Origin of the sequence: Catenuloplanes niger (assembly GCF_031458255.1) — a bacterium.
GTDB classification, from domain to species: Bacteria; Actinomycetota; Actinomycetes; order Mycobacteriales; family Micromonosporaceae; genus Catenuloplanes; species Catenuloplanes niger.
Window position 1 is genome coordinate 6,269,870 of sequence record NZ_JAVDYC010000001.1, and the last position, 16,120, is coordinate 6,285,989.

Below are 16,120 nucleotides of genomic sequence, written 5' to 3' on the forward strand. Positions count from 1 at the left end.
CGGCGTCAGCGCAGGCGGCGGTACCCGTCGGCGATGACCCGGGCGAGTGCGTCGGTGGCCCGTTCGGCGGTGGCGGCATCCCAGCGGGAGCCGTCCCCGCCGGTCGCCGCGGCCCGGCCCGCGAGGTAGGCGGCGGCCAGCCGGCCGGCCTCGCCGACCTCGGCGCCGGTCGCCTCGACCAGCGGCAGCGCGAGCAGCCGGGCGGCGAGGTCACGAGCCGCGTCGGCACCGCCGCCCCGGCCCCGCCCGGCAGCACTCCCGGAGCCGGCAGCACTCCCGGAGCCGGCAGCACTCCCGGAGCCGGCAGCACTCCCGGAGCCGGCACGATCCCCGGGGCCAGCATGATCACCGAGGTCGGCGCCACCGCCGGCGCCGAGACGATCGCCGGAGACAGCACGATCGCGGAGGCCGGCGCGATCACCGGGGCCGGCACCGTTGCCGGGGGCGGCAGCAGTACCGGGGACGGCGGCGGCGTACGCCGCGTCGCTGGGAATCGCGGCCAGCGAGAACCGCACGGCCCGCAGTGGCGCCGGGGCGGCCGTCTCCTCCGCGGGTGGCGCCGGCCGCGTCTCGACCGGCGCCCGGGCCGCGGCCAGCGCCCGGTCGTAGCCGCTGATCCGCAGCAGCGGTGCCGCGCCGACCGTCAGCGTCGCCTCGCCGGCCGCGCGCGTGACCGTGCCGCGGGAGCCCGGCGCGATCGCGGCACGCAACTCGTCCGTGCCGGCCAGCAGCTCCCGGTACGACTCGTGGGTGAGCACGTCGACGGCGTCGACCGCGGGCACGCCGACCCGGCTGCCGTAGGGCAGGCGCAGGCCGCGACCGAGGACCTGTTCGGTGAGCGTCTCCGAGGCGAGCGCGCGCAGCGCCAGGATGACGCCCACGTTGGGCACGTCCCAGCCGGAGCTGAGCTTGTCGACCGCGACGACCGCGCGTACCGGTGAATCGGACTCGGACACGTGGGTCAGCGCGCGCAGCGCGTCGTCGCCGGATCTGGACGTCACCAGCAGCACCCGCCCGGCGCCCGGCAGCAGCCCGGCGAGTTCCTCCGCGACCTGCGCGGCCTCGTCGATGGCACGGCACACCACGAAGATCAACGGCGTCACCGGCGGTACGCCGTGCGCCCGGGCCCAGGCGTGCCAGGCGCTCTCCTTGGCCTCGCGCAACCGGCACGCGTCCCGCAGCCGCTCCTCCCGGTCCGCGGCGGCGCCGCCCACCAGCACCGGCACCGAGACCAGGCCGTCCGTGATCGCGGAGGCGAGCGGATAGCGGAACACCACCCGGTCCCGGTCCGCCCGGTCCGGCGTGGCCGTGAAGCCGATCAGCGCGCGTGGCGCGAGGTCCCGCACGGCCGCGCCGAACGCGCGCGCCGACTCCCGGTACACGTGGTGCTCGTCCGCGATCACCACCAGGTCGTCCGTCTCCGCCAGCCGCTGGTACAGCCCGCCGCCGAGCGACTCGTCGACCGCGCGCAGCCGGCGGTTGACCGTGGCGCCCGGCCGGATCAGCTGCTGCACCGTGAAAACGTAGAGCGTCAGGCCGTCCCGCGGTGGTGCCGGCCCGGTCACCACCGAGACCGGGTGCTCGGCGCCCGGCACGAAGCGCGGGTGGCCGGGCGTGAAGTTGCCGATCGTCTTGTCCCGGACCGCGGTGCCGGGCGTGACGATCAGGACGTGCCCCACGCCGTGCTCGGCCAGGTAGTCGACCAGCGCCGCGCTCACGTACGACTTGCCGACGCCGGTGGCCAGCTCGCAGACCACCTCGCGCCCGTCACCCGGCGCGACCGCACGGGCCGCCGCCGCCAGCGCGGCCGCGTTCGGCGCCCGCAGGTCCATCGTGGCCGCGATCCGCGCGACCAGGCCCGGGTCGTACGGCAGCCAGTCGCTCACCGCACCACCCGCCGGTGCCGGAGCAGGTCGTCCGGCGCCTTCAGCACGCGCGAGCCGGGCCGCAGCGCGCGCAGCAGCGTGGCCGTGCCGGGGAGCACGGCCCGGCCGACGATCGTGACGGTCTCGTCCGGGCGCAGCGCCGCGACCGCGTCCGCCGCGACCCGGTCGTCGACCACGCCGTCCGCGACCGCGAGCCGGGTGCGCCCGCGGACGCCGCTGAACGGCCCGTGCGGCAGCACCCGGAAGCCGAGCTGCGCCGCCACGAACTCGGGCGGCAGCGTCTCCAGCAGCAGCCGCCCGCCGGAGAGCCGGTAGCGCGCGGGGGAGACGGCCAGCGCCCGGAACCCGCCGCCGCCGGGCCACTCGCGCACCACCGTGCGACGCGTCCGGGAGGCGAGGCCGAGCCGCCGGTGCAGCACGCCGAGCGCGTCCGCGCCGACGCCGTCCAGCAGTCCGTGACCCGCGAGCGCCGTCACGGTACGCCGCGCGGCCACCACGTCGGCGGGCGTGACGCCGTCCGGCAGCGGCTCGGCGGGCGAGACGGCCTCGTCGCGGGTGACGCCGCCCGGGTCGGTGCCGTCCACCACCATCCGCAGCCGGGGCAGCGTGAACGCCGCGACCGTGGCCGCGCTCTGCTCGACCGCGACCCAGCGCCGGCCGAGCTTGTGCGCCACCGCCGCGGTGGTGCCGGAGCCGGCGAACGCGTCGACGACCAGGTCGCCGGGGCCGGTGGCGATCTCGATGATCCGGCGCAGCAGCGGCTCCGGCTTGGGCGTGGCGAACGGCTCCGCGCCCGGGAAGAGCCGCCGCAGGTGGTCGCGCTTGGCGTCCTGGTTCGTGCCGACCTCGTCCGCCGGCCACCAGGTGCGCGGGACCAGGCCGGGCTGCACCTCGTGCCGGTACCGCTTGATCACCGGCAGGCTGTCGCCGGTGCGGCCGAACCAGACCCGGCCCTCCGCACGGGCGCGGTCCAGCGTGGCCGGGCTGAACCGCCAGTACGACCCGGCCGGCGGGCGGACCACCCGGCCGGACGGCAGCTCGACCGCGAACCGGTTGCGCTCACTGCCGCTCTTCGCGGTGCCGTTGTCGCCCTGCAGCCACGGCCCGCGCGGGTCGCCGTCCGGGTTCCGGTACCGCCCGTCGACGAGCGCGGTGCGCGGCAGCAGGTTCCGCACCGAGCGCCAGCCGGGCCCGGACGGCGCGTAGACGTGGATGTAGTCGTGCGCGGAGGAGAGGTCCGTGTCGTTGCGGCGGCCGCGGTCCTTCTCCCAGACCACGGTGCCGACGAACGCGGGCCGGCCGAAGATCTCGTCCAGCAGCACCTTGCAGTACGCGCTCTCCGCGTCGTCCAGATGCACCCAGAGCGAGCCGTCCGGCGCCAGCAGGTCGCGGGCCAGCAGCAGCCGCTCGCGCATCATGGCCAGCCAGATCGAGTGGTCCAGGCCGTCGTCGTACTGCGCGAAGGTCTGCCCGGTGTTGAACGGCGGGTCGAGGTAGACCAGCTTGGCCGCCCCCCGGTACGCCGCCGCCCACTCCGGGATGTGGGTCAGCGCGCGCAACGCGTCCCGGCAGTCGCCCTGGATGAGCAGGTTGTCGCGCGGCCCGCCGGTGACGTCGCCGACCCGGCCGGTCTCGCCGAGCAGCCGCACCTCGGCCAGCCGTGGATCATCGGGGTCCACCCACGCGTAGCCGCCGTTTCCGTCGCACAGCAATGCCCGGTCCCGATGGACCCAGGAAAGGTGTAGGCGACCGCTCACAAATTGATTACCCTAGCCGTACCAGCGGCAGGTTTTTGCCCGGAAACGCGCAATCGCGCAGCAGATGAACGTCGAGTCGGCTTTCCGTCGGATGCGGGTAAGGCGTCGACCATGGTCGATTCCGTGGGTATTCGCCGCAGACTGTTCGCCACGCGTTCCGTGGACTCGCTGGTGGCCGACACGGCCGTGGAGGGCCAGACGCTGAAACGCGCGGTCGGGCCGGTCCAGCTCACCGCGCTCGGCGTCGGCGCGGTCATCGGCACCGGCATCTTCGTGGTGATCGGCGAAGGTGCCGCGCTGGCCGGTCCCGGCGTGATCCTCGCGTTCGTGCTGGCCGGGCTCGCCTGCCTGTTCTCCGCGCTGTCCTACGCGGAGCTGGCGTCGTCGATGCCGGTGTCCGGCAGTGCCTACACCTACACCTACGCCACGCTCGGCGAGCTGGTCGCCTGGATCATCGGCTGGGACCTGATCCTGGAGTACGGCGTGGCGGTCGCCGCCATCGCGGTCGGCTGGGGCGGCAACGTCAACGCGTTCCTGGACGCCACGTTCGGCGTCCAGCTGCCCGCCGCGATCTCCCAGTCACCGCCGGACGGTCGGTTCAACCTGCCGGCCGTGGCCGTCGTCCTGCTCATCACCGCGCTGCTCGCGCTCGGCGTCCGGGAGAGCGCCCGGGCCAACCTGGTGATGGTCGTGGTCAAGCTGGCCGTGCTGATCTTCTTCATCGTCGTGGCGTGCACCGCGATCAACACCGGCAACTTCACCCCGCTGCTGCCGAACGGCAGCGACGGCGTGGTCAGCGCCGCGGCCCTGATCTTCTTCGCGTTCATCGGCTTCGACGCGGTCACCACCGGCAGTGAGGAGGCCCGGAACCCGGCCCGGGACCTGCCCATCGCGATCATCGGCTCGCTGCTCATCTGCACGGTCTTCTACGTGCTGGTCTCGGTCGGCGCGATCGGCATCGCCGGCGCCGGCACGCTCGCCGGCAGCGACGCCCCGCTCGCCGCCGCGCTCTCCGACGGCGCCGGCATCACCTGGGCCGCCGCGATCCTGGCGTTCGGCGCGCTGGTCGCGATCACCAGCGTGGTCCTGGTCATCCTGTACGGCCAGACCCGCATCTTCTTCAGCATGTGCCGCGACGGACTGCTGCCCCGCGGCCTGGCCACGCTGCACCCCCGCTTCGGCACGCCCGCGAAACTGACCGTCGGTCTCGGCCTGCTCATCTCCGTGCTGGCCGCGCTGGTCCCGCTGAGCGAGATCGTCCGCCTGACGAACATCGGCACGCTCTTCGCCTTCGTCCTGGTCAACATCGGCGTCCTGGTGCTCCGCCGCACCCGGCCCGACATGCCCCGGCCGTACCGGGTGCCGTTCGCCCCGGTCCTGCCGCTGCTCGGCATCGCCTTCGCGGTCTACCTGATGATCGACCTGCCCGGCAGCACCTGGCTCCGCTTCGCGCTCTGGCTCCTGGCCGGGATTCTCATCTACGCCTTCTACGGCTACCGCCATTCCCGCCTCCGCCAGCAGGCCCCCGCCGACCCGGCCTGAGGACCGCGCAGCCCCGCCGCCCCGCCATCCCGTCCGACGTCCGCCGGACGGGATGGCGGGGCCGGACTGTCCCGGTGCTCACGCGGTGCGGCGGATGGCCGCGGCCCGCGCGAGCACCTCGCGCTCCTTGATCTCGCGTCCGTCGTCGGCCAGCTGGATGCCGCGCAGCTGGATCCAGTCGCGGCGCTGGCCCGCGCCGATCGCGGTGATCCGGAGCGTGAGCGTGCCGAGTCCGTAGCAGTAGTCGGGCTCCGGGATCTGGACGGTGTCGCCGATGCGCAGTGGTGCCGATGGGCCGGTCACGGCAGCCAGCTCCTTCGAGGTACCGGGAACCGCCGCGCGGTGGTCGCGGCAGGCTGTCGGGGGTTCTGTGGATACAGCGCCAAACGACGCAGCGACGCCCGGGGTGATCGGAGTGACTGACGCCTAATCGGGGGACGACGGACGCAGCACGGTGGCGTGCTTGGTGTCCGCGTTCTCCAGCGCGCCGACCATCGGCACGTCGTACCCGGCGACCACGGTCAGCCGGCCGTGCGGCAGGTAGGCCCGGCCCGGGTCCCCGGCCAGCACGTCCGTGCCCCGCGCGGCGGCGCGTTCCAGGAACGTGAGCATGTGGCCGGACATCTCCCGGCTGTAGAAGACGTCGCCGGCGAGGAGCACGTCCACGTCCGGGCTCGCCGCCGCGGTCAATAGATCGTCGCCGTTCGGTGTCACCGTTCCATGTACCGCGTTCGCCCGTGCGTTGAGCGTGATAGCGGCGACCGCGTACGGGTCGATGTCGTTGGCGATCACCTGCCGGGCGCCGGCGAGCGCGGCCGCGACCGCCACCAGCCCGGAGCCGGACGCGAGGTCGAGGACGGTCTTTCCGCGTACGATGTCAGGAAAATTCAGGATGTGGCGGGCGACGGCCTGGCCACCGGCCCACGCGAACGCCCAGAACGGCGGCGGCTGCGACTCCCCGGTGTGCGACTCGGTGTGCTCCCACAGGTCGATCGCGTCCTGTGCCAGGTGCAGGCGCACCTCCGGCACGAACGGCACCGGCGCGAGCCGGGTGTGCGCCAGCACGAACGCGGTCGCGGACACGGGGGATTGGCCTCCAGGGAAACGGGAACCGAGCAGGTGCTCGGTGAACCGGGTAGGAAGAAGGAAACCACGCGGGAGGTCGGGCATGACGCAGCGGGTAGGAACGAGCCTCGGGCTGGCACTGATCATGGTGCTGGCGGCGGGCTGCGGCGAGGACGAGTCCCCGGAGGCGGCCGCCACCACCGGTCCGCCACCGGCCGCGTCCGCGCCGCCCCAGCCCTCCGCGCCGAGTGCGTCGCCGCGCCCGGCCGGCCCGCCCGACCTGGGCGCGCAGCCGCAGCAGATGGCGACGGACGTCGAGGTGCCGTGGGGGCTGACGTTCCTGCCGGACGGCTCCGCGTTCGTCGCGGAGCGGGAGACCGCACGGGTCCGGCACGTCCCGGCGAACGGCGGCGAGACGCACGAGGTCTACGAGGTCCCGGGCGTGGAGCCGGGCGGCGAGGGCGGGCTGCTCGGGCTCGCGGTCAGCCCGGACTTCGCCACCGACCGGTGGCTCTACGCGTACTTCACGGCCGCGGACGACAACCGGATCGTGCGGGTGAAGGTGCGGGCGGACAACCGGGGCGTCGACGGCGACCCGGAGGAGATCTTCACCGGCATCGCGAAGGCGAACATCCACAACGGCGGCCGGATCGCGTTCGGGCCGGACGGCCTGCTCTACGTGGGCACCGGTGACGCGAACGTGAAGCCGCGCTCGCAGGACCCGCGCAGCCCGAACGGCAAGATCCTGCGGCTCACCCCGGAGGGCGACGCCGCACCCGGCAACCCGACCGAGGGCTCGCCGGTCTTCTCGCTCGGCCACCGGAACGTGCAGGGCCTGGCCTGGGACGCGGACGGCAAGCTGTGGGCGACCGAGTTCGGGCAGAACCGGCTGGACGAGGTCAACCAGATCGAGCCGGGCCGCAACTACGGCTGGCCGGACGTGGAGGGCGAGGGCGACACCGCGGACGGCAAGTACACCAACCCCAAGGTCACCTGGGGTACGTCCGAGTCGTCGCCGTCCGGGATGGCGATCGCGGGTGACACGATCTACGTGGCCGCGCTGCGCGGCGAGCGGCTCTGGGCCATCCCGCTGGACGGGCAGAACACCGGGGAGCCGAAGGCGGAGTTCAGCGGCGAGTACGGCCGGATCCGCACGGTCGAGATCGCGCCGGACGGCGCGCTGTGGATGACCACGTCCAACACCGACGGGCGCGGCGACGTCCGCGACGGCGACGACCGGATCCTGCGCTTCCCGGCCGGATGACCGAACAACCGCGCCGGGGGTACGCGTACCCCCGGCGCGGTTGCCGCCCGGTCAGCGGCAGAACGCGGTGTCGACCGCGTCGATCACGTGCTGGTGGCGTTCCGCCGAGTCCGGCGTCGTGGTGAGCGCGATCGAGACCGCGCGCCCGTCCTCGGTGGCGCCGCCGCGGGTCTCGAAGCCGGGCAGGTCACCGCCGTGTCCCCAGTAGACGCCGCCGCAGCTCAGCGGCGAGCTGGCCAGGCCGAGACCGTAGCGGGCACCGGGCCACAGACCCGCGGACGCGTCGACCGTCGTCCGCATCTCGGCCAGCTCGGCCGCGCCGAGCAACTTCCCGTCGAGCAGCGCGCGGAAGAACGTGTTCAGGTCGCGCGGCGTGGAGATCATCTGGCCGGCCGCCCAGCCCCACGACGGGTCCATCTCGGTGACGTCGGTCCGGTCCGGGCCGAGGTAGCCGCGCGGATGCGGGGTGCGGATCGACTCGTCGCCGACGCCGGGGAAGTACGTGCGGCGCAGCCCGGCGCGGTCGATCACCCGCTCGGTGATCTGCTCGGCCAGCGGCCGGCCGGTCACCCGCTGGATCAGCAGGCCGAGCAGCACGTACCCGGTGTTGCTGTACCGCCACCCGGCCCCCGGCGCGAAGTCCGGCGCGTGCGCGAACGCGACGTCGAGCAGCTCACGCGGCTCCCGGTAGCGGTGCCGGCCGGCGTCGAAGCTCTCGTCCGGCAGGTGGTCGGTGTAGTTCGCCAGCCCGCTGGTGTGCTGCAGCAGCTGGCGGACCGTGATCCGCGCGCCGTTCGGCACCAGGCCCGGCAGGTACGTCTCGATCGGCTCGTCCAGCCCGACCGTGCCCTCGCCGACCAGCTGGAGCACGACCACGGCGGTGAACGTCTTGGTGTTGCTGCCGATCCGGACGTACCCGTCGCGCGGCGGCTTCGCGCCGGTGCGCAGGTCACCGACGCCGGCGATGAGATCGCGGTGGCGGCCGGCGCGGTCCGTGATCGAGGCCAGCGCACCCGGGAAGCCGTCCGCCCGGACCAGCGCGTCCAGCGCGGCCTGCGCGGCACCGCCGGAGTGCGCCGACACCGGCGCCGGCGCGGTGACCAGGGTGAGGCCGGTGAGCAGGGCCAGCGCGGTGCCGGTGCACCGGCGGATCGTCGTTGTCGTCATGCCGAGAAGCCTCGCGGAATCCGCGGCCGGGGACGATCCGCGCAGCCCCCGTTCCGGGGGTGGGGCCAGGCCTACCCGGTGATCACCCCGTCACCCCCCGGCACGTCGTCACGAGCAGAAGGCGGTCTCCACCGCGCCGACCACGTGCAGGTGCGCGGCGCGCCCGGACGGGCCGGCGGTGACCGCGACCGTGACGGCGCGTCCGTCGGCGCGGATGCCGCCCCGGGTCTCGAAGCCGGGCACGTCGCCGCCGTGGCCCCAGTACGCGCCGCCGCACTTCAGCGGCGTGCGGGTGAGGCCGAGGCCGTACCGCACGCCGGGCCACATCTGGTCGCCGGTGTCCACGGTCGTGCGCATCTCGGCCAGCTCGGCCGGCCCGAGCAGGCGGCTCTCGAAGAGCAGCGCGCGGAAGAACGTGTTCAGGTCGCGGGGCGTGGCGATCATGGCGCCGGCCGCCCACGCCCAGGACGGGTCGGCCACCGTGACGTCGTCGCGCGGGTCGCCCTCGTACGCCCGGGGGTGCGGCGCGCGCAGCGTCTCCTCGTCACCCTTCGGGAAGTAGGTCTCGCGCAGGCCCAGCCGGTCGATCACCCGCGTGGTGATCTCGTCCGCGACCGTGTGCCCGGTGAGCCGCTCGATCATCAGGCCGAGCACGACGTACCCGGTGTTGCTGTAGCGCCAGCCCTTCCCGGGCGGGAACGTGGGCGGCTTCGAGAACGCGATCCCCAGCAGGTCCGCCGGGCTCCGATAGAGGTGCCGGCCCTCGTCGAAGTCGGAGTCGCGCATGTGGTCGGTGTAGTTCGCCAGGCCGCTGGTGTGCTGCAGCAGCTGCCGCACCGAGATGTTCTTGCCGCCCGGGACCACGCCGGGCAGGTAGGTCTGGATCGACCGGTCGAGCTGGACCCGGCCCTCCGCGACCAGCTGCAGCACGACCACGGCCGTGAACGTCTTCGTGTTGCTGCCGATCCGGACGTACCCGTTGGCCGGTGGCGCTTCGCCGGTGGCCAGGTCACCGGCGCCCGCGGTGTAGTCCCGGGCGTCGCCGCCGGGGTCCTCGACGGACGCGAGCACACCCGGGAACCGGTCCGTCGTGACCAGCGCCGCCAGGCTGCGCCGGAACGCGACGTCGGGCTCGTTCTCCACGGCCGGCGCGTCCGGGGCGCCCCGGACGGCCGGTGCCGGTGCCGGCGTGGTGGCCGGCGGCCGCGCCTCCGGCACGGCCGGTTCCCGCGCGGCGGTCGTGCCGGCGACGGCGATGCCGACCGCGAGGAGCAGCGCGATCGCCGCGGTGATGGCCTTCGCGCGGATCGTCATGCCTCCAGAGTGCGGCATGACGGCATGTCCGCGAAACGACGATCGGTGCCCGGCGCCGGACCGCGATAGATTGCGGCCATGACGGTTCCCACGGTCACCCTTCCGCTGCCGGACGGTTCGGCCGCCGAGATGCCGATGGTCGGCTTCGGCACCTGGCGGATGCGGGGTCAGCAGGCCTACGACGCGACCCGCGCCGCGCTCGACGCCGGTTACCGGCACATCGACACCGCCACCATGTACGGCAACGAGGCCGAGGTCGGCCGTGCGCTCCGGAACAGCGGCGTGCCCCGCGAGGACGTCTTCATCACCACGAAGCTGCTGCCCGAGGACGCCGGCCGGGAGAAGCGGGCGCTCACCGCCAGCCTGCGCAGCCTCGGCGTGCAGCAGGTCGACCTGTGGTTGATCCACTGGCCGCCCGGCGGGCTGGCCGCGCCCGAGGTGTGGCGCGAGTTCATCAGCGCGCAGGACAGCGGGTTCGTCCGGTCGATCGGCGTCAGCAACCACGCGCCGGAGCAGATCGACGAGCTGGTCGCGGCGACCGGGCGGCGGCCGGTGGTGGACCAGATCCCGTGGAGCCCGGTCCGGCACGACCTGCCGCTGCTGGCCGACCTCCGCTCGCGTGACGTGGTGGTCGAGGGTTACAGCCCGATCAAGCGCACGCCGATGACCTCGCCGGTGCTGTCCGAGATCGCCGGACGGCACGGTAGGACGCCGGCCCAGGTGGTGCTGCGCTGGCACCTCCAGCACGACATCGTGATCATTCCGAAGTCGGCGCACCCGGACCGGATCGCGGAGAACATCGACCTGTTCGGCTTCACGCTCACCGCCGACGAGATGCGCGCGATCGACCGCCTCTGACCGCCCGCCGCCCCGTCACGGCGTGGCCGGACAGGGCGGGCCGGCGAGGCGACCGCCCACCGCTTTTTCACGGCGTGGGTGGGTAGTGGCGGTCGGCGAGGCGACGGCGGCGCTCGTCGCGCAGGCCGGTGAGGTAGGCGCGCGGGCCGGCCAGCAGCCCGGCCCGGTGTGCGCCGCGCAGCGCGGCCGGTGCGTCCGGCGGCAGCGCCGGTGCGCCCAGGCTCCGTCGCGCCTGGCCGAGCAGCGGCAGTGCCAGCAGCGGGTCGGCCAGCACGATCGCGGTGTAGACCGCGGCCAGCCCGGTGCCGTGCCCGGCCAGCTGCGCGCGCAGGCCGTCCAGGCCGCGGTGGTGGCGGCGGCGGACCAGCACGGACGGCTCGTACGCGATCGTGCCGCCGTGCAGTCGCACCTGGGCGAACGCGAGCGTCTCCGCCGCGCTCCGGGCCGGCGTGCCGGCGCCGAGCGCCACGTCCCAGCCACCGATCCGCTCGATCACGTGCGGCCGGAACACCATGTTCGTGCCGGACCCGGCCGGTGGGACCGCGGCCAGCGGGTGCCGCCGGTGCTCGGTCGCGGGCCCGAACCGCTCCGGGACGAACGACGGCTCGGCCAGCCGTTGCGCCCACAGCTGCGCGTCCGTCTCCAGCTCCGCGGGCACGACCGAGCCGGTGATCACGTCCGCGTCCGGGTGCCGGGCGAGCGCGCGGGCGATCTCGGCCAGCCAGTGCACGTCCGGCACCGCGTCGTCGTCGATGAACGCGAGCGTCTCGCCCGGCGCCGCGGCCACCGCCCGGTTCCGCGCGTGCGACAGGCCCGGCGTCTCCTCGCGCAGGTAGTCCACGGTGATCCGGCCCGGTGACTCGGCCGCGCGGGCGGCGTCCAGCACCACCTCCGCGGTCTCCCGGGTCTGCGGCGCGTTGTCCACGACCAGGATCCGGAAGCGCGGGTACTCCTGCGCGAGCAGCCCGTCCAGGCAGCGGGACAGCGCGTCCGGGCGGTCCCGGGTGCAGATCACGACGGTCAGCGCGGGCGCGTCCGCCAGCAGGGCGACCCGGTCGGACAGATACGCCGGTACGGCCGTGGGCACCGCGCCACCGAGCGGGAGCGGCCCGGCGGCGTCGATCCCGGCCGCGGTCAACCGTGACCGGACCGCGTCGCCGAGCCGGGCGTCGATCGCGTCCGCGACCGCCTCCGGCGTCAGCCCGCCGTCCGGCACGTCCAGCAGCAGCGCGCCGACCGGCTCGGTGAACGCGCGGACCAGCAGCCAGGCGTGCGCGACCCGGCGGCCGTCCGGGTCGATCGCCGGGACGGCCGGGAGCGGCTCGTAGAGCTCGACGTCGTGGACCGACGCGGCGCGGGTGAGCCGGACCGGGCGGAGGATCCGGCGGATCGCGTGTTCCATGCCGGGCAGGCTCATCGCCGTACCCCCGCGGTGATCTTCTGGGCCGGGACCGGCGCCGGCCGGGGCGCGGGCGGCCGCGTGGTCAGCTCCAGCACGCCACCGGCCGCGGCCGCGGCCGCGCCCGCGGCGACCGCACCGGCCCGGCGCAGCGCACCGGGGACGCCACCGCGCAGCAGCGCCCGCAGGTGCCGGAGCGGCGCGCCGGGCAGCACGGCCCGCAGCGGGCCGCGGCCGGACGTGGCGGCGATCCGGCCCTCGTGGAAGCACCGGCGCAGCACGTGGCGCAACGTCATCCGCTCCGGCCCGACCGGGTGGTGGACACGCGCGTCCGGCACGAAGATCCACAGGCCGCCGGCCTCGGCCGCGCGCCGGTACAGCTCGGCCTCGTCACCGCAGCCGTCGAAGCCACCGACCGCGACGAACGTCTCGCGGCGCACGGCCATGGCGGCGGACCGGACCCGCGCGGTGGGCGCGGCGGGCCGGCCCGGGTCGGTGGCGCCGACGGTCCAGAGGAACTCGTCCGGGAACCAGGCGGGGCGGCGGCCGCTCCACGCCGGCAGGATCGCGCCGCCGGTGCCGGTCACGGCCCGGTCCGCGAACGGTGCCAGCAGACCGGCCAGCCAGCCGTGGTGGGCGCGCACGTCGTCGTCGAGGAACGCGACCAGCGGCGTGATCGCGTGGAACGCGCCGGTGTCCCGGGCGCCGGCCGCGCCGCGCCGGAAGCGGTTCGCCAGCACGGTCACGCCGTCCAGCTCGTGCCGCGCCTTGTCGTACAGCGCGGCGTTGTGGTCGACCACCACCACGATCTCGGCCGGCGCCGGGCTCTGCGCCCTCGCGGACTCGACCGCGTGCCGCAGCGAGATCCAGCGGTGCTCGGTGTGGCAGGGGATGACCACGGTCACCGGGGAGATGGCGTTCACGTTCACGTCGGAGTTCACCGAGGGTGACATGCGGGTCCTCTCAACGACAGCGGCGCCGGTGGGGAGGGCGGCGCGCGTCTCGAAACTAGCCGCCGGTCACGAAGAGTCAACCGGTCGCCGGGGCGGCGGCCGGGACGGTGCGTGACCGGGGCCGGTGCGACGACTCTCAGCTGCGGTTATTGGCTGTCGGGGCCGTCACCGGCGTCACGGTTTACGGGTCTAAGGAATGCGCGCGGCCCGGCCGGAACGGCGTGTCCGCGGGTATTTCGGAGGGGCGTTCCGGCGCCGGACAAACCGGACGCGACGCGGTCACTCAGCGCGATGTTGTGTTCCGCGTCACAACTTCTCAGAACTACGGAGTGTGATCGGCGGGTTGCGATTAGGCGGCGAGCGCGCTGGATACAGTGCTCATGTGCTGGTCAAGCCGTGCGTCTGCGGGCACCCGGGAAGCGCCCACGAACACTTCCGCCGGGGATCGGACTGTGCCGTCTGCGGCCCGGAGAAGTGCCCGAAATTCCGGAGGCGCCGATGGTGGCGGCGGACGTAGTGTCGGAGCAACCGATTATCTGCTCGACCGATGGGATGCCGTGTGAAACTCGGCCTGCACATCTCCGACTTCACCTGGGGCGTCGGCGCCGACCAGCTCGCGCCGACGGTCGCCCGGATCGCCCGGGACGCCGACGAGGCCGGCTTCGACCGGATCAGCGTCATGGACCACGTCTGGCAGATCGCGGTCCACGGGCCGCCGGAGCACGAGATGCTGGAGGCCTACACCACGCTCGGCTTCCTGGCCGCGCACACCAGCCGGGTCAAGCTGCTCACGCTGGTCACCGGCGTGGTCTACCGCGAGCCCGGGCTGCTCGCCAAGATCGTCACCACGCTGGACGTGCTCTCCCAGGGGCGCGCCATGCTCGGCATCGGCGCGGCCTGGAACGAGGACGAGTCGCGCGGCCTCGGGCTGTTCTTCCCGCCGACCAAGGAACGGTTCGAGCGACTCGAGGAGGCGCTGCGGATCTGCCGGCAGATGTTCGACGGGCCGGAGGGCGAGTTCCGGGGCCGGCACTACACGCTCGGGCGGACGCTCAACAACCCGCGCCCGGTCAGCCGCCGCGTGCCGATCCTGATCGGCGGCAGCGGCGAGAAGAAGACGCTGCGGTTCGTCGCGCGGTACGCGGACTCGTGCAACCTGTTCGCCGGGCCGGACGTCGCGCACAAACTCGAGGTGCTCAAGCAGCACTGCGCGGACGTGGGCCGCGACTACGACGAGATCGAGAAGACCGTGATCTACCGGTACGACCTGGGCACCGACGGCTCCCGGGTCGAGCGGACGCTGGAGGACCTGGCCGGCCTCGCCGCGCTCGGCTTCGCGGTCGCGCACGGCGGCGTGCGGAACGTGGCCGACCCGGCGACGCTCGCGCTGTTCCGGGAGCGGGTGGTGCCGGAGGCCGCCCGGCTCTGACCGACATTCACCGCGAGCTATGGACTTGGCCGGCGGGAGCGGCCACAGTGGTGTTCCATGGGCATCGAATCCGGCGGTGTCGGCCGCCGCGCCGTACTGACCGCCGCGGCCGCCGCGCCGCTCGCCGCCGCCTCCGCTCCCGCTCCCGCCTCGGCCGCCGTGGTCACCGGCCCCGGCCGGCCGGTCACCCCGCAACCGCCGGAGCCGGAGCTGCGCCGGGCGCTGCGGGAGATCTCCCCGGCCCGGATCGAGGCGATCGTGCGCAAGCTCGCCTCGTTCGGCACCCGGCACACGCTCTCCGTCCAGGACGACCCGGTCCGCGGCATCGGCGCGGCCCGCGACTGGATCTTCGAGGAGCTGAGCCGGTACGCGGCGGCGTCCGGCGGGCGGATGACCGTCCGGAAACAGTCCTACGTCCAGGAACCCGCGAACCGGATCCCGGAGCCGACGGTCATCACGAACGTGCTGGCCACGCTGCGCGGCGACGAGGAGCCGAACCGCACCTACGTCGTCTCCGGCCACTACGACTCGCGGGTCAGCGACGTCATGAACGCCACCGCGGACGCGCCCGGCGCCGACGACGACGCGTCCGGCGTCGCGGTCGCGATGGAACTGGCCCGGGTGTTCGCCACCCGCCACCTCAAAGCCACGATCATCTTCGCGGCGGTGGCCGGCGAGGAACAGGGACTCTACGGCGCCGCGCACCTGGCCGCCCAGCTCAAGGCGGCGGCCGTGGACGTCCAGGGCATGTTCACCGATGACATCGTCGGCGCGCCCAACGAGGCCGGGAGCGCGCGCGTCGTGCGGCTCTTCGCCGAGGGGGTGCCCAGCTCCGAGACGCCGGCGCAGGCCGCCACCCGGCAGTCCGTGGGCGGCGAGAACGACTCGCCGGCCCGGCAGCTGGCCCGGTTCGCGGCCGGCACCGGGGCGAACGCGGCCACCGGCATGGACCTCCGGGTGATCTACCGCCGGGACCGGTACCTGCGGGGCGGGGACCAGATCCCGTTCCTGCAGCAGGGCTATCCGGCGGCCCGGTTCACCGAACCGCGCGAGGACTTCGCGCACCAGCACCAGGACGTCCGGGTCGAGGACGGGGTGCGGTACGGCGACCTGCCGGAGTTCTGCGACTTCCCGTACATCGCGCGGGTGGCGCGGGTCAACGGCGCGGTGCTGTGGTCGCTCGCCCAGGGGCCGGGCACGCCGAAGGGCGCCACCATCGTCACGTCCGACCTGACGAACGACACCACGCTGCGCTGGCAGGGCGGTGCCCCCGCCTACGAGGTCGTGTGGCGGGAGACGACCGCGCCGGACTGGACGCACGCCGTCGCGGTGGGCGCGGCCACGACCGCGACCGTGCGGCTGTCCAAGGACAACGTGTTCTTCGGGGTCCGCGCCGCCGACCCGGCGGGTCGGCGCAGCCCGGTGGCGTTCCCGGTGCCGGGCGCCTGAAGCCGGCCGGCCGGCGCGTGCCGGCCGCCGGGATCGT

General features: G+C 74.4%; 13 protein-coding genes. 5 read left to right on the top strand and 8 right to left on the bottom strand.

The annotated features are described in order from the left end of the window. Window positions 1-5: 5 nt before the first annotated feature. Together J2S44_RS27900 and J2S44_RS27905 are read right to left on the bottom strand one after the other, a co-directional pair. Entirely contained in the window at window positions 6-1,886 is a 1,881-nt protein-coding gene (locus J2S44_RS27900; protein WP_310419960.1) for a DEAD/DEAH box helicase family protein, read from the bottom strand. Further along, a complete protein-coding gene (locus J2S44_RS27905; RefSeq protein ID WP_310419962.1) occupies window positions 1,883-3,598 on the bottom strand; it encodes a site-specific DNA-methyltransferase in 1,716 nt (571 codons plus the stop codon). The genes J2S44_RS27900 and J2S44_RS27905 overlap by 4 nt, the downstream gene beginning before the upstream one ends. Window positions 3,599-3,754: 156 nt before the next feature. Between J2S44_RS27905 and J2S44_RS27910 the strand changes: the two genes are divergently transcribed. Further along, the gene (locus J2S44_RS27910) at window positions 3,755-5,185 is read left to right on the top strand and encodes an amino acid permease (RefSeq protein WP_310419964.1); all 1,431 of its coding nucleotides are present in this window, start codon (window positions 3,755-3,757) and stop codon (window positions 5,183-5,185) included. Window positions 5,186-5,263: 78 nt separating this feature from the next. On the opposite strand, the gene J2S44_RS27915 is transcribed toward J2S44_RS27910, so the two are convergent. Together J2S44_RS27915 and J2S44_RS27920 are read right to left on the bottom strand one after the other, a co-directional pair. Continuing rightward, the gene (locus J2S44_RS27915; RefSeq protein WP_310419966.1) at window positions 5,264-5,488 is read right to left on the bottom strand and encodes a hypothetical protein; all 225 of its coding nucleotides are present in this window, start codon (window positions 5,486-5,488) and stop codon (window positions 5,264-5,266) included. 123 nt (window positions 5,489-5,611) lie between these two features. Then, window positions 5,612-6,268, bottom strand: a complete 657-nt coding sequence (locus J2S44_RS27920; RefSeq protein WP_310419968.1) for a class I SAM-dependent methyltransferase — start codon at window positions 6,266-6,268, stop codon at window positions 5,612-5,614. A gap of 85 nt (window positions 6,269-6,353) precedes the next feature. On the opposite strand from J2S44_RS27920, the gene J2S44_RS27925 reads away from it, so the two are divergent. Further along, the gene (locus tag J2S44_RS27925) at window positions 6,354-7,514 is read left to right on the top strand and encodes a PQQ-dependent sugar dehydrogenase (RefSeq protein WP_310419969.1); all 1,161 of its coding nucleotides are present in this window, start codon (window positions 6,354-6,356) and stop codon (window positions 7,512-7,514) included. A 51-nt stretch (window positions 7,515-7,565) separates the two neighbouring features. Here the strand turns inward: J2S44_RS27925 and J2S44_RS27930 are convergent, their stop codons facing one another. Continuing rightward, window positions 7,566-8,681: a serine hydrolase domain-containing protein gene (locus J2S44_RS27930; RefSeq protein WP_310419971.1), complete on the bottom strand. Its 1,116-nt coding sequence runs from the start codon at window positions 8,679-8,681 to the stop codon at window positions 7,566-7,568. Between the two features lie 108 nt (window positions 8,682-8,789). After that, window positions 8,790-9,995 (bottom strand): serine hydrolase domain-containing protein, encoded by a 1,206-nt coding sequence (locus J2S44_RS27935; protein WP_310419973.1) that lies wholly within the window; start codon window positions 9,993-9,995, stop codon window positions 8,790-8,792. 78 nt (window positions 9,996-10,073) lie between these two features. On the opposite strand from J2S44_RS27935, the gene J2S44_RS27940 reads away from it, so the two are divergent. Then, window positions 10,074-10,853, top strand: a complete 780-nt coding sequence (locus J2S44_RS27940) for an aldo/keto reductase (protein ID WP_310419975.1) — start codon at window positions 10,074-10,076, stop codon at window positions 10,851-10,853. 67 nt (window positions 10,854-10,920) lie between these two features. Here J2S44_RS27940 and J2S44_RS27945 read toward each other — a convergent pair whose 3' ends face one another. Both J2S44_RS27945 and J2S44_RS27950 read right to left on the bottom strand, forming a co-directional pair. Further along, window positions 10,921-12,255, bottom strand: a complete 1,335-nt coding sequence (locus J2S44_RS27945; protein WP_310419977.1) for a glycosyltransferase family 2 protein — start codon at window positions 12,253-12,255, stop codon at window positions 10,921-10,923. Window positions 12,256-12,266: 11 nt separating this feature from the next. Then, a complete protein-coding gene (locus tag J2S44_RS27950; protein ID WP_310419979.1) occupies window positions 12,267-13,205 on the bottom strand; it encodes a glycosyltransferase family 2 protein in 939 nt (312 codons plus the stop codon). Window positions 13,206-13,752: 547 nt separating this feature from the next. Between J2S44_RS27950 and J2S44_RS27955 the strand changes: the two genes are divergently transcribed. Together J2S44_RS27955 and J2S44_RS27960 are read left to right on the top strand one after the other, a co-directional pair. Then, complete coding sequence (locus J2S44_RS27955) at window positions 13,753-14,634, top strand: LLM class F420-dependent oxidoreductase (RefSeq protein WP_310419982.1); 882 nt, start codon at window positions 13,753-13,755, stop codon at window positions 14,632-14,634. A gap of 57 nt (window positions 14,635-14,691) precedes the next feature. Then, window positions 14,692-16,083 carry a M20/M25/M40 family metallo-hydrolase gene (locus tag J2S44_RS27960; RefSeq protein WP_310419983.1) on the top strand — a complete coding sequence of 464 codons (1,392 nt, stop codon included), beginning with the start codon at window positions 14,692-14,694 and terminating at the stop codon, window positions 16,081-16,083. Window positions 16,084-16,120 lie beyond the last annotated feature (37 nt).